General features: G+C 70.4%; 14 protein-coding genes. 2 read left to right on the top strand and 12 right to left on the bottom strand.

Features of this window, described 5'->3' with window-relative positions:
• Positions 1–82: 82 nt before the first annotated feature.
• Genes HRJ34_RS03540 through HRJ34_RS03525 form a run of 4 tightly spaced genes read right to left on the bottom strand, consistent with a single transcriptional unit; the run spans position 83 to position 3,354 of the window.
• A complete protein-coding gene (locus HRJ34_RS03540; protein ID WP_208633358.1) occupies positions 83–850 on the bottom strand; it encodes an SDR family NAD(P)-dependent oxidoreductase in 768 nt (255 codons plus the stop codon).
• A complete protein-coding gene (locus HRJ34_RS03535) occupies positions 847–1,410 on the bottom strand; it encodes a nuclear transport factor 2 family protein (RefSeq protein ID WP_208633357.1) in 564 nt (187 codons plus the stop codon). The genes HRJ34_RS03540 and HRJ34_RS03535 overlap by 4 nt, the downstream gene beginning before the upstream one ends.
• Positions 1,407–2,549 carry an NADH:flavin oxidoreductase gene (locus HRJ34_RS03530; RefSeq protein WP_208633356.1) on the bottom strand — a complete coding sequence of 381 codons (1,143 nt, stop codon included), beginning with the start codon at positions 2,547–2,549 and terminating at the stop codon, positions 1,407–1,409. The genes HRJ34_RS03535 and HRJ34_RS03530 overlap by 4 nt, the downstream gene beginning before the upstream one ends.
• Before the next feature lies 1 nt (position 2,550).
• Complete coding sequence (locus tag HRJ34_RS03525; protein ID WP_029991941.1) at positions 2,551–3,354, bottom strand: enoyl-CoA hydratase/isomerase family protein; 804 nt, start codon at positions 3,352–3,354, stop codon at positions 2,551–2,553.
• A gap of 189 nt (positions 3,355–3,543) precedes the next feature.
• On the opposite strand from HRJ34_RS03525, the gene HRJ34_RS03520 reads away from it, so the two are divergent.
• Positions 3,544–4,773 (top strand): CaiB/BaiF CoA transferase family protein, encoded by a 1,230-nt coding sequence (locus tag HRJ34_RS03520; RefSeq protein ID WP_208633355.1) that lies wholly within the window; start codon positions 3,544–3,546, stop codon positions 4,771–4,773.
• 17 nt (positions 4,774–4,790) lie between these two features.
• On the opposite strand, the gene HRJ34_RS03515 is transcribed toward HRJ34_RS03520, so the two are convergent.
• From HRJ34_RS03515 to HRJ34_RS03505, 3 genes are read right to left on the bottom strand one after another with little or no spacing between them, the layout of a single operon-like run.
• Positions 4,791–5,279, bottom strand: a complete 489-nt coding sequence (locus HRJ34_RS03515) for a VOC family protein (RefSeq protein ID WP_226949029.1) — start codon at positions 5,277–5,279, stop codon at positions 4,791–4,793.
• Between the two features lie 17 nt (positions 5,280–5,296).
• On the bottom strand, positions 5,297–6,448 hold the full coding sequence (locus HRJ34_RS03510; protein ID WP_208633353.1) for a sulfotransferase family protein: 1,152 nt from the start codon (positions 6,446–6,448) through the stop codon (positions 5,297–5,299).
• Complete coding sequence (locus tag HRJ34_RS03505) at positions 6,445–7,458, bottom strand: zinc-binding dehydrogenase (protein WP_208633352.1); 1,014 nt, start codon at positions 7,456–7,458, stop codon at positions 6,445–6,447. Before HRJ34_RS03505 ends, HRJ34_RS03510 begins: the two co-directional genes overlap by 4 nt.
• Positions 7,459–7,611: 153 nt before the next feature.
• Here HRJ34_RS03505 and HRJ34_RS03500 point away from each other — a divergent pair, with 153 nt between their 5' ends.
• A complete protein-coding gene (locus HRJ34_RS03500; RefSeq protein ID WP_226949028.1) occupies positions 7,612–7,932 on the top strand; it encodes a 2Fe-2S iron-sulfur cluster-binding protein in 321 nt (106 codons plus the stop codon).
• Between the two features lie 146 nt (positions 7,933–8,078).
• Here HRJ34_RS03500 and HRJ34_RS03495 read toward each other — a convergent pair whose 3' ends face one another.
• From HRJ34_RS03495 to HRJ34_RS03475, 5 genes are all read right to left on the bottom strand, one after another.
• A complete protein-coding gene (locus tag HRJ34_RS03495; protein ID WP_208633350.1) occupies positions 8,079–8,897 on the bottom strand; it encodes a TIM barrel protein in 819 nt (272 codons plus the stop codon).
• Positions 8,882–9,958, bottom strand: a complete 1,077-nt coding sequence (locus tag HRJ34_RS03490) for a CaiB/BaiF CoA transferase family protein (protein ID WP_208633349.1) — start codon at positions 9,956–9,958, stop codon at positions 8,882–8,884. The genes HRJ34_RS03495 and HRJ34_RS03490 overlap by 16 nt, the downstream gene beginning before the upstream one ends.
• Complete coding sequence (locus tag HRJ34_RS03485) at positions 9,951–11,429, bottom strand: AMP-binding protein (RefSeq protein WP_208633348.1); 1,479 nt, start codon at positions 11,427–11,429, stop codon at positions 9,951–9,953. The genes HRJ34_RS03490 and HRJ34_RS03485 overlap by 8 nt, the downstream gene beginning before the upstream one ends.
• Before the next feature lie 109 nt (positions 11,430–11,538).
• Complete coding sequence (locus HRJ34_RS03480) at positions 11,539–12,519, bottom strand: hypothetical protein (RefSeq protein WP_226949027.1); 981 nt, start codon at positions 12,517–12,519, stop codon at positions 11,539–11,541.
• Positions 12,437–12,997, bottom strand: coding sequence for a UGSC family (seleno)protein (locus HRJ34_RS03475; protein WP_011951131.1), 561 nt, complete (start codon positions 12,995–12,997; stop codon positions 12,437–12,439). The genes HRJ34_RS03480 and HRJ34_RS03475 overlap by 83 nt, the downstream gene beginning before the upstream one ends.
• Positions 12,998–13,030 lie beyond the last annotated feature (33 nt).

Below are 13,030 nucleotides of genomic sequence, written 5' to 3'. Positions count from 1 at the left end.
TCGATGGCGCGGAGAGCGGCCCGATAGAAGCCTTTGCGGCCTGTAGCTTCGGCCGCATTTGGCGCGGCGATGCTTCTGCGCCCTAGGACGCGTGCGCCCCGCCGCCCGAGACCTCGATCCCGCGACCGGTGATCATCGCCGCCTCGTCGCTCGACAGGAACAGCACCGCCGCCGCGATCTCGGCGGGCTGGACGCAGCGGTGGATCATCTGGTGGTGGCTGGCGACCTCGGCCTGCTGCTCCAGCGTGAACATCGACGCGATCTGCGGCGTGGCGGTGAGGCCGGGGAGCACGCTGTTCACCCGGATATTGTCCGCCGCATAGGTGCAGCTCGCATAATGGCTGAGATGGATCACCCCGGCCTTGGCGGCCGAATAGGAGGGCGGCGCCGAGGGGGTGAAGATGCGGCCCGACATCGAGGCGGTGTTGACGATCGTCCCGCCGCCATTCGCCTTCATCACCGGTATCTCGTGCTTCATCGCCAGGAAGGTGCTGGTCAGCGAGATCTGGACGGTCCAGTTCCAGTCGTCGAGGCTCAGCTCCTCCAGCGAGCCGAGCTTCGCCGCGCCGACATTGTTGAAGGCGTGGCGCACCGGGCCGTGCGCGGCGCAGGCCGCCTCGACCATCGCCCTGACCGACGCCTCGTCGGTCGCGTCGGTCTCGACGAAGCGGGCGGTGCCGCCCTCGGCGGCGATCGCGTCGCACACCGCGCGGCCCTTGTCGCCGTCGAGTTCGGCGATGGCGACGAGCGCGCCCTCGGCGGCGAAGGCGCGCGCGGTCGCCTCGCCGATGCCCGATCCGGCGCCGGTGACGATCACCGAACGGCCTTCGAAGCGGCGGTTGCTGCTCATGCTGTGTCTCCTGTCGGAAGCGCCGTCAGCGCGGCGATGCGGTCTGCGGCCTCTTCGGCCCAGAAGGGATTCCAGGCCTCGAATTCCTGCGGCAAGGTCGGCGGATGCGGGTGCGCGGCCCAGCCGGTGAAGGGCGCGCTCGGGCGCTCCTGCCAGTCGGCGGCGTACCAGTGCTTCTCCTGCCGGCGGACGAAATACCAGGCGCCGTCGCGCCGTTCATAGCTGTCGAAATAGGCGATCGCCATGACGATCCACTGGCCCTCGGCCTCATGCTCGGCGCGGCAATAGACCACGCCACGGGCATGGTCGGCATCGTCGAACTCGACCCGGTGGCCGCAAATCTGGTGGATCGAGCGGTAGAAGGTCCGTACCGCCGGCTCGATGATCGAGCGCAGCACCGCGCGGCCCGATCCGCGCCGCCCGCAATTCACATCGGGGACGAACAGCCCGACCCAGGCGTCGAGGTCGCGCCCGTCGACCGCCAGCGCGTAGCGGATCGGAAGCTGCTGGATCGCCGCCTGCGACTCCAGCCGATCGATCCGTTGCTCGATATCGCTCATGTCAGCCGCTCCAGGCTGGCGGGGTCGAACGGCAGGAAGGGCTCGCCCGCCACCGCCTTGGTGAACCAGGCCGGATCGTTGAGGATCGCCCGGCCGACCGCGACCAGGTCGAACTCGCCACACTCGAACCGTTCGACCAGCAGCGACAGGTTGTTCACCGACTGCTGGCTGTCGTCGATATGTTTCGCATTGCCCCGAGCCTTGTCGAGCGCGACGCCGCCCACCGTCATCGATGCCTTGCCGGTGAGCTTCTTCGCCCAGCCGGCGAGGTTGAGGGTCGATCCCTCGAAGGTCGGCGTGTCGAAATAGCGCTGGCTGGCGTCGAACAGGTCGACCCCGGCATCGGCGAGCGGGCCGAGCAGCGCGCCGAGCGCGTCGGGCGTGTCGGCGAGCAGCGCCTGATAGTTCTGCATCTTGAACTGCGAGAAGCGCAGCACGATCGGGCGGTCCTCGCCGATCTCGGTACGGATGGCGCGGACCACCTCCGCCCCGAACGCCGCGCGGCGGGCCGGATCGCCGCCCCACCGGTCGTCGCGCCGGTTGGTGTAATCCCACAGGAAGGTGTCGATCAGATAGCCGTGCGCGCCATGGATCGCGATGCCGTCGGCGCCCAGCGCCACCGCGTTGCGCGCCGCCAGAGCATAGGCGCCGATCACGTCGGCGATGTCGCCGTCGGTCATCGGCGGCACCGGCGCCAGGCTGGCGTCGCGGCCTTCGGGCCGGAAGGAGATCACCCCGTCGGCAGGTCCCCATATCCCCGACGGCCGCATCGGATTGCCGGTGCCGGGGCCGGCATATTCGACGTTCCACATCGGCCCCTGGTGCCAGAGCTGTGGCACGATCCGCCCGCCGGCCGCATGGACCTCCTCGATCACCTTGCGCCAGCCCTCCAGCACCTCGACCCCGTCGATGCGCGGGATGTCGGGATGGTCGGCGGCGGCATAATGCGGCAGCGCCACGCCCTCGGTCAGGATCAGGCCCAGGCCGGTCGCCGCGCGCCGGGCATAATAGCTCGCCACCTCCTCCGTCGGCACCCCGGCCGGCGACCGGTAGCGCGTCATCGGCGCCATCACGACGCGGTTGGGCAGTTCCAGGCCGCGCAGCGCGAAGGGCCGCAGCAGCGGTTCGATCGCGCTCATCTCATTGCCCCGTGAACTTGGGCCGGCGCTTCTCGAAGAAGGCCTTGCGCTTCTCGGCGGTGTCGCCGGTCGACTGACTCATGAAGATGGCGCGGTTCTCCATCTCGATCGCCGCCTCCAGGCTCGGCGCATCGGCGTTCAACCACATCGAGCTCTTGGTCAGCGCGATGCCGATCGGGCTGTTGGCCATCACCGCGTCGGCGAGCGCCAGCGCCTCGTCCATCAGCCGCGCGTCGTCGACGCAGCGCAGCACCAGCCCGATCCGCTCCGCCTCCTCAGCCATCACCGCGCGGCCGGTCAGCATCAGCTCGGCCGCCCGCTGGGCGCCGACGAGGCGCGGCAGCATGTAGCTGAAGCCCAGTTCATGGCCGGTGCCGGCATTGTGGAAGGCATTGACGAACTTGGCCGATCGCGCCGCGATCGTCATGTCGGCGGCCAGCGCCAGCGCATAGCCCGCTCCCGCCGCCGCGCCGTTGACCGCGCAGATCACCGGCTGCGGCAGCGCGCGCATCCGCAGCGGTATCTGGCCGAGCTTGTCCATGATCCGGCGCTGCCACTGCGCCTTGCCCAGCCCTTCGTCCACCCAGTCGGGCGCGCCGCCGGCGCGGGTGTCGTGGCCGGCGCAGAAGGCGCGGCCGGCGCCCGTCAGCAGCACGACGCGCACGTCATGATCGTAGCGGATCGCTTCCAGATGATCGATCAGCTCGCCATACATGGCGTAGCTCAACGAGTTGAGCGCGTCCGGACGGTTGAGCGTGAGGCGGCAGACGCCTTCGGCCGGGGTGTCCCGCAAGATGTCGCCCATGCGGCCTCCAATCCTATCCTCGGTTGTTCTCGGCCCAGCAATTGGACCAACCCCGCCGCAAAGGCGAGAGCCGCGGGCCTGCCGGAAAGCGCGCGCATCGGCATATCATGGTTGTGAACAGGCGGGCGGCGTCCCTTGCCATGGCGCCGGGCCGTGGCGAGGGATGATCGGGCAATTGCAGGTTGAGCCATGGCCAGACTACCCCTCGAGAATATCCGCGTCCTCGATCTCACCCGCGTGCTGGCGGGCCCGTTCGGATCGCAAGTGCTCGCCGACATGGGCGCCGACGTGATCAAGATCGAGCGGCCGGTGGTGGGCGACGACGCCCGCATCTTCGGCGAGCCCTATCTGCGCGACGCCGAAGGCAACCGCACCCGCGAGAACGCCTTCTACATGTCGGTGAACCGCAACAAGCGGTCGGTGGCGCTCAACATCGCCTCCGCGCGCGGGCAGGCGCTGATCCGCGAGCTGGTCCTGTCGTGCGACGTGGTGATGGAGAATTACAAGGTCGGCGACCTCAAGCGCTACGGCCTCGACTATGAGAGCCTGAAGGCGATCAACCCGCGCATCGTCTACTGCTCGGTCACCGGCTACGGCCAGACCGGGCCGCTCGCCGCCAAGCCCGGCTATGACGCGGTGTTCCAGGGCGAATGCGGGCTGATGAGCGTCACCGGCGTGCCCGACGGCAAGCCCGGCGCCGGGCCGATGAAGGTCGGCCCCAGCATCATCGACCTGTTCACCGGCCTCAACGTCGCCAACGCGATCCTCGCCGCGCTCTATCATCGCGACGCCGCCGGCGGCAAAGGCCAGTATATCGACGTCGCCCTGCTCGACTGTGGCATCTCCGCCCTGTCGCACTATGCCCAGATCCACCTCACCTCGGGCGACGTCCCGGTGCGGCGCGGCACCCAGGGCAATGGCGGCATGCCGACCAGCAAATTCGCGTGCAGCGACGGGGCGATCATGATCACCTCTGGCAACGACAAGCAATATGTCGCGCTGTGCGACGCGGTCGGCCATCCCGAACTCGCCACCCATCCGCGCTTCCACACCAACGTGCTGCGCGTCCAGCATCGCGACGAGATCACCGAGGTGTTCGACGCGATCTTCGCCACCGACACGGTCGCCCACTGGCTGGAGAAGCTGGGCGCGGCCGGCATCCCCAGCGGCCCGATCAACGACCTGGAGCAGGTGTTCGACTATCCCCAGGCGCGGCACCGCGGCATGCGCGTCCGCGCGCCGCACCCGCTCAAGCCCGATCTCGACCTGATCCGCAGCCCGCTCAACTTCTCCGAGACGCCGATCACCGACTATCGCGCCCCGCCGATGCTGGGCGAGCATACCCGCGCCGTGCTGGCCGGGGAGCTGGGCCTGAGCGAGGCCGAGATCGACGCGCTCGGGGACGAAGGGGTGATTTGAGGCCGCGCCCCGCCGCCTCAATTCTCCGGGATCATCGCCCCGACCGCCGCCCAATAGTCGGGCGAGCCGTAGATATATTCGACATGATGGCCGAGCGTCGCGCGCGCGTCGGCGTAGAAATAGGTCATGCCGTTGGATTCGGAATCGATCGGGATCGCGAAGCCGCGCTCCCTCGCCGTCCGGTGCAGCGCCTCCAGCTCGGCGAGCGTGTCGACCCGCTGCGCGACATGGTGGAAGTGCAGCGGGCCCGGCCGGTCGAGCGGCTCGCGATAGAGGTCGGCCGCGCCGCCGAGCGGCTGGATCAGCTCGATCTCCAGCCCACCGGTCCGCCCGAGCGCGATATGGCAATGCGCCTCGGCGCCCGCCCGATCGACCGGAAAGCGGATATCGCGCAGCTCCAGGAAGCGCTCGATGCCATGGCCGGCGCGCAGCGCCGCCAGCCCCGCGTCGAAGTCGGCGGTGACATAGGCGATCTGGTGGAACTGGCCGCCGAGCAGGTTGCGCATCTCCGTCTCCTTCACGATCAGGCGTAGCCGCGCCGGGCGCGATAGTCGGCGAAGCGCTCGCGCAGGCCGTCGGCGGTGAGGCCGAAATCCTCGGGCCGGTAGCGCGGCCCGGCAGCGGCCGCACGGCGCGGATGGGCGTCGAGCCAGGCCTGCATCGCCGCCTCGGTCGACGCGTCGAGGGTCAGGCCGAAATGATCGTAGAGCCGCTTGACCGTGCCGAGCTGGTCCCGCGTGAAATCGCGGAACTCGATGTCGAAGAAGCGATTGGCGCTGCCGGCACGCACCCGCTCGGCGCGGTCGAGCGCCACCGCCCACATCTCCGCCTCGCGCCCGCCGATCGCCACCGGATCGGCGCGATCGCCCGAAAAGACGCGCTGCGCGGCGAGGATCAGGTTGCAGATCGACGGCATCGCCTCGACTGGATCGCGATGCGTCTGGACGATCATCGCGTCGGGGAAGACGTCCAGCACCTCGCCGAGCGAGAACAGGTCGGTCGGGTTCTTGAGCAGCCAGCGGCGGTCGTCGCCCTTGCCGATCAACCGCAGCACGTCGGCCAGCCAGCGATAGCTGTCGCGGTCGTCGCGGTCGCGATACCAGAGGTCGTAGCGCGGCACCGGCCACATCGACGGCCACATGTTGCTGGCGAAGCCGGTGGCGAGGATGAACAGCGATTCCTCGATGCCGTCCGCCGACATCATATGGTCGTCGAGCATCTCGGGGGCGCTCGCCACGAAGGCGGCGATCGAATCGGCGACGGCGCGATAGTGCGGATCGTCCTGCCACCGGTCGCGCGGCGGGCGCGGCTTGGGCGCCACCGTCAGCCAATGCTCGGGGCCCTGGAACTGCGGATCGAGCGAGAGGAGCTGATGCAGCGCGGTGGTGCCCGAACGGACCAGCCCGGCGATGATCAGCGGCCGGCGAACCGGCGTCGCCAGCACCTCGTCATGCCGGCGTAACCCGTCGACCGCCAGCGCGCGCGCGTCGAGGAACTGGCCGATGCGGAAGGCGGTCGCCCGGGCGAAGCCTTCGGCCAGATCGAGCGCGCGGATGTCGGACAGCAGCCGGTCGAGCCCCTCGCGGAAGCCGGGATCGCCGAAGTCGGACAGGCCGGTACGCGCCGCCGAGGCCGCGAGCATCGTCTCGGGCGCGAGCAGGTCCGCCATGCTCATGCGGCGATCCAGGGGTCGACATGCACCTTGGTCTGGGTCGATCCGGTGCGCAGCGCCTCGAAGCCCGACGGCAGCGCGTCGAGCCCGATCGTCTCACTGACCATCATGCGCGGCGCGACATGGCCGGCGTCGAGCGCATCGGCGCAATGCTGGAACTCGCGCAGGTCGTAGGCGAAGGAGAATTTCATCGTCACCTGCTTCCAGGTGGCGAGCGACGGGATGATCGGATCGGGGCTGCCGCAGAAGCCGAGCGAGACGATCGTGCCGCCGGGCCGCACCAACTCGACCGCCTTCTGCATCAGGCCGACCGCGCCGGCACATTCGAGCACCGCGTCGGGCAGGCCGCCCAGCGCCGCCGCCAGCCGATCGCCCTCGCCTTCGCCGAACGCCTCGAACCCGTCGGCGCCCATCGCCGTGGCGAGGTCGGCCCGCCGCGCCGAGCGCGACATGGCGACGATGCGCCCGGCGCCGAGCATCCGCGCCCAGTAAATCGCAGCAAGCCCCACCGCGCCCGCGCCGAGCACCGCGACCGTCGCGCCGGGCCTGAGCCCGGCCAGGGCGACGCCGCGCAGGCCGACCGCGAGCGGCTCGACCAGCGCGCCGTCGGCCATCGACAGCGTATCGGGCAGGTGGATCGCGGCGGGCGCGTAGATCCGCATATATTCGCCGAAGCCACCGATCATCCCCGCCATCGTGGTACAGCCCAGCGGAAAGCCGGCCAGGCAGGATGCGCAGCCGCCGCAGCCCTTGGCCGGCATCGCCGAGACGCGCTGGCCGACCTTGAGGTTCGACACGTCCCTGCCGACCGCGACGACCTCGCCGGCATATTCATGGCCCAGGGTGGTGCCGGCGGGATAATCGGCATGGCTGCCCGACGTCATGCCGATGTCGGAGCCGCAAATGCCGCAGCGGCATACCTTGATCACCGCCTCGCCGGGGCCGGGCTCGGGATCGGGCACGTCCTCGATCGTCATCGGCTTGCCCGCGCCGTGGAATATGGCGGCCCGCATCATCCCTCCTCCGCGCCGATCCCGGCGTCCTTCTCTCGTCGGGATGTGGCCGGGCGCGCCGGTTCGTTGCAAGATCGCCCGGCAAGGGATCGCACCTATGATGTCCCCACTACACAGAAGACGAAAATAGGCGGCCCGCCCTAGGAAGACATGATGACCGAGATCCGATTCATCGACGCCAACGGGGCGGTGACGATCGCGCGGGGCGACAACGGCTTCTCGCTGATGGAGGTCGCCAAGCGCCACGGCGTCAGCGGCATCGTCGCCGAATGCGGCGGCTCCTGCGCCTGCGCGACCTGCCATGTCCATGTCGACGCCGCCTGGCTGGAGGCGGTGGGCGAACCGGGCCCAGGCGAAGCCGACATGCTCGATTTCGCGCGCGGCCGCCGGCCCGACTCCCGGCTATCCTGCCAGATCCGCATCACCCCCGCGCTCGACGGGCTGATCGTCCATGTGCCCGAGAGCCAGGGCTAAAGGCGTTCAGGATGTGATCGGATACCGCGAATCTCCCCACTTTTTCCGTCATTCCCGCGAAAGCGGGAATCCAAGGTCACGGCACATTCAGCCTCTTGCGGGCCGCCGTCCATGGATTCCCGCTTTCGCGGGAATGACGATGGGGGTCAGCCCAGCCTGGCCAGCGCCGCGAGCATCGCGGGTTCGTCGCCGATCGGATCGAACTCGGCCTCCAGCATCCCCCGCCAGCCGATCCGGTCGAGCGCGGCCAGGATCGGCGCGAAGGCCAGTCCCCCCGCCCCCGGCTCGACGCGGCCCGGCACGTCGGCGATCTGCACCACGCGCAGGCGATCGGCCTGGGCCAGGATCGCGGCGGGGATATCCTCACCGCCCAGCGCCATGTGGCAGCTATCGACGATCAGCCCGAGCGCCTCGTCGTCGATCCGGGCGACGATCGCCGCCGCCTCCGCCATATGCTCGACCAGCGCGAGCGGCACCCGGATGCGGCTGACCGGCTCCAGCGCGAGGCGGAATCCGCGCGCACGGGCCAGCACCGCCGCCCGGCCGAGATTGTCGGTCGCCCGCGCCAGCTGGTCGGCGCGCGGGGCGCCGGCGTCGAGCAGGACGAGGTTGACGACACCACTCACCCGTTCGGCCGCCGCGAAGGTCGGCGCGAGCGCGGCGGCGAGATCGGGCTGCGGCGCGCCCCAGAAGAAGCACGGCCCTTCGCCCGGCGGGTCATGGGTGAAGCTGCCCATCTCCATGCCGAGGGCGCGCAGCCGCTCGCCCATCCGCCGCTGCACGTCGGGCGGGCGCAGCATCAGGCCGTTGTCGGTGATGCCCGCGAAGCCCAGCACATGCGCCCGCTCGATCTGCGCGATCGGATCGACGCCGCCGCCGAGCAGCGGCCGGTCGGGGGACGCGATGCCGAGATGCGCGGCGAAGCGCCGACGCCCGTCGAGGCGCGGCGTCAGGCCGCCGTCCATCGCGCCAGCGCCGCACCGGCGTCGGTGCCGAGCGGCGGGTCGATCTCGCCGATCTGCGCCGGCGTGTGCGACAGGCGCGGCGACGGCGCGGCCAGGGCGAGATCGCCGAGCCGTTCGCTGCGCACATGGCGCAGGCTGTCGCGCGCGCGGACGTGCGGATCGGCCAGCAGCGCGTCGAGATCGTTGACCGGGGCGATCGGGATGCGCCGGGCGACCAGCGCGTCGATCGCCTCGTGCCGGGTCCGTCCCGCCATCCAGGCGGCGACGCGGGCATCGTCGTCGCCCTCCGCGCCGCCGGCCAGCGCGACCAGATCGGCATGGTGGCGCGCGGTGCTGGCCGAGAGCGCGACGAAATGGCCGTCGCCGGTCGCATAGACGTTGCGCAGCACGCCGGGCAGCTTCGATCCGCAGCGCATCGGCGGATCGCCCGGCGACCAGCGCTGCGCGGCATGGGCGACGATCTGGAGGATCGGCTCGTAGAGGCTCGTGTCGACCTGCTGCCCCTGCCCGCTCCGCTCGCGCCAGTAGAGCGCGGACAGCACGCCGATCATCGCGCTCATCGCGCCGACCGCGTCGCCCAGCGCGACGCTGGGCAGCATCGGCGGCCCGTCGCCCTCCCCGGTCAGCCAGGTGAGCCCGCCGAAGCCCTCGCCGATCGTGCCCGATCCGGGCCGGTCGGCATAGGGCCCGTCGGCGCCGAAACAGGAGACGCTGAGCATCACCAGCCGGGGGTTGATCGCCGACAGCACCTCCCAGCCGATGCCGCGCTTGCGCAGCAGCGCCGCCGGATAATTCTCGACGACCACGTCGGCCTCGGCAACCAGCGCCTTGAGCGTCTCGATCCCCTCGGCCATGCGCAGGTCGAGTTCGAGGCAGCGTTTGCCGCGCGCGACCAGCGGCCACATCCTGCTCTCGCGGAACGGATCGCCGCCAGGCGGCTCGATCTTGAGCACGTCGGCGCCGAAATCGGCCATGATCGTCGCGGCGAACGGCGCCGCGTAGAGCGACGCCATGTCGATCACCCTGAGCCCGGCCAGCGCCGCCATCGCCGGATCAGCCATCGACGCGCTCCGCCGCCAGGAATTGCTCGCGCAGCTTGCGCTTCATGATCTTGCCGGTCTCCTCGCGCGGCAGCGCATCGGTGAGGACGATGTGGCGCGGCACCTTGTAGCCCGCGAGCCGGCCGCGCAGGAAGGCGCGCACCGCCCCGGCGTCGATCGCGCCGGCGGGCTGGACATAGGCGACCGGCGCCTCGCCATATTCGGGATCGGGGACGCCGAACACCGCGCAGTCGCCGATCGCCCGATGTTCGAGCAGCGCCGCCTCGATCTCGGCCGGGTAGATGTTGACCCCGCCCGAGATCAGCATGTCGACGCGGCGATCGCACAGGAAGAGATAGCCCTGCGCGTCGAGCCAGCCGATGTCGCCGCAGGTGACCAGCCCGTCATGCTCGACCGCCGCGCGCTTGGCGGGATCACCGTGGAAGGTGAAGTCGGGGGTGCCGTGGATGCGCAGATAGACGTCGCCGACCGTGCCCGCCGGCGCCCAGCCGCCGTCCTCGCCGCGGATGCGCACCTCGCCGGTCAGCACCGGGCGGCCGACGCTGCCCGGACGTTCGAGCCATTCGGCGGGGCCGATCTTGGTGACGACGCCGGTCTCGGTCGATCCATAGGTCTCGTGCAGCACCGGCCCCCACCAGCCGAGCATCGCCCGCTTCACCTCGGGCGCGCAGGGCGCCCCCGAATGGACGACGTGACGCAGGCTCGACAGGTCGTAGCGGGCCTTCACCGCCTCGGGCAGGCGCAGCAGCCGGACGAACAAAGTCGGCACCAGCGCGCTGTGGGTGACGCGGTGGCGCTCGATCAGCGCCAGGCAGGCTTCCGGGTCGAAACGCTCCATGATCACCACCGATCCGCCCGCGCCGAAGGTCGCGGTCATCAGCGCCTGGCCGAACAGATGGTAGAGCGGCCCTGTGACCAGCGCGACATTGCCGGGCGCGCTGTCGTGGATCATCGCCAGCACCCGCGCGCGCTGCGCCGATTCCTCGCCCGAGGCGGGCAGCCGCCGCACCGCCTTGGGCCGCCCGGTCGTCCCCGAGGTGTAGACCATCGACGATCCCAGGCCGGTGCCGCTGCCGGCATGCGGTTCGTGGCCGGCGATCCAGCCGTCATAGTCGATCCAGCCCCGCGCCGGATCGCCACCGATCGCGACGACGGTCAGCCCGGCCGGGATACGGTCCTCGATCGCTTCCAGCAGGTCGCGGTGGCCGATCAGCAGCCGCGGCGCGCAATCGCGCAGGACATAGCCGATCTCGTCGGCATGCCAGTGCCAGTTGACCGGCACGCCATAGGCGTCGAGCCGCCGCACCGCGAGATTGGCCTCCAGCACCGCGAAGTCGTTGCGCAGCAGCAGCGCGACCGCGTCGCCCGCTTCCACCCCCGCCGCATGCATCGCCGCCGCAAGCCGCGCGCCGCGCTCGATCGCCTCGTCACGGGTGCGGACGCGGTCGCCGATGATGACGACCGGCGTCATCGGATCGGCCGGGTCACGGTCAGGCAGGTGCCCCAGCTATGCAGCATCGCCGCGTGGAGCCCGCCCAGCCCGCCCGCGACCATGACGATGACGTCGTCGGGTGTCGGCGTCAGGGGACGCGCCCGTCCGCCCCGATCCGGCCCAGCGCCTCGATCGGCGCGCGATATTCGGGGCGCCACCAGTCGATCGGCAGCGCGCATCTGTCCCACAGATAGGCCTGGACATCGGCCATGTCGGGATAGGCCCTGGCGATCACCTCGGCCCAGACCGGATTGATCGCGCACAGCGTCTCCGAAAAGGCCGAGGAGGTGAGGAAGCCGTTGGCGCCGGGATAGGCCATCGACTTGGCGATGATGTCCAGGAAGCCCTCGGCGCTGTCCGCAACCACGTCGCAGATATTGGCGGTGCCCATCGCGCCGTAGACGGTCACCGCGTCGCCCGCGACGCCGCGCCGTTCGGCGAGCGGCGCCCAGGGCGAGCGTTCCTCCCATTCGCCGAAGACGATGCCGGCGACCCGGCCCGGTGTCCCGTAGACGCTTTGCGAGGTGGCGTCGATCAACTGCCCCGCGACGTTGCGCATGATCAGCCGGATCGCCCGGCCGATCGCCGGCGCGGGACCGGCGACACCGCCCAGGCAACCGGCCTGGCAGGGTATGTCGAGTGCGTGGCGGACCGGGCCGTTGACGATGATCGCGGGCACGACCGATCCGGTGGTGGCGTTGAGCCCGGCCAGGTCGAACTTCGGATCGGCCATCGCCTCGATCGCGGCGCAGAGCAGCGGCATCGCGTCGCCGGCGCAGCCCGCCATCACCGCGTTGACCGCGATCTTCTCGACGGTGCATTCGGCGCGCAGCGGCGGCAGGATCGCGACCAGCTCGTCGGGGAAGCGCCCGCCCGCGACCAGGAAGTCCTGGACCCGCGCCTCGGTCGGCGGGATCAGCGGCAGGCCGTCGCCCCAGCCCTGCGCCATGGCGAAGCGGTTGAAGGCGACGATATCCTCGTCGACCTCATGCCGCCGACTGCTCAGCCAGTCCGCCTCGCACCCCGAAATTCCGCAGGAACGATCGATATTGGTCTCTTGCAATGTCATCAACCTGGTCCCGTGGCAGGATGTCGAGCGGATAGGGCAGGACGTGGAGCCGGAGCCCCGATCGCCCGCCGCGCTTGGCGAGATTATGGGCGAGCCCCTCGAAATGGGCGGTGGCGACGGCGATGGTCGGCAGGCCGGTGGCGGCCGCCTCCAGCGCGTCGGCGATCGTCCAGGAGGTGCAGGAGCCGCAATTGCCCAGGCCGACGATCGCGGCGTCGCTCTCGCGCAGCAGCGCGGCATAATCCATGGCCGCCGCCTCGCCCTCGGCGCCGGTCCGGCCGCAGCTCCGCCAGAAGGTCACCTCGGCGCCCTCGGCGCGCAGCCCCTCCGCCCAGATCGCGCTGACCCAGTCCCAGGAGCGCCACAGCATGTCGATGCGGATGGCGATGCGCTTGCCGCGCAGCGCGCCGGCGTCGGGGCCCGGATCGGCGATGTCGTGCGCCAGCGAGGCGGTGGGGTCGAGGACTCGGATCGTCATGACCTTCCTCTAATCAAATTTACATGTTGCATG

It is taken from the genome of Rhizorhabdus wittichii (assembly GCF_017607425.1).
In the GTDB taxonomy this organism is placed as follows: Bacteria; Pseudomonadota; Alphaproteobacteria; order Sphingomonadales; family Sphingomonadaceae; genus Rhizorhabdus; species Rhizorhabdus wittichii.
The sequence above is the reverse complement of the archived record's forward strand: the minus strand, read 5'-3'. Positions and strand labels throughout refer to the sequence as shown.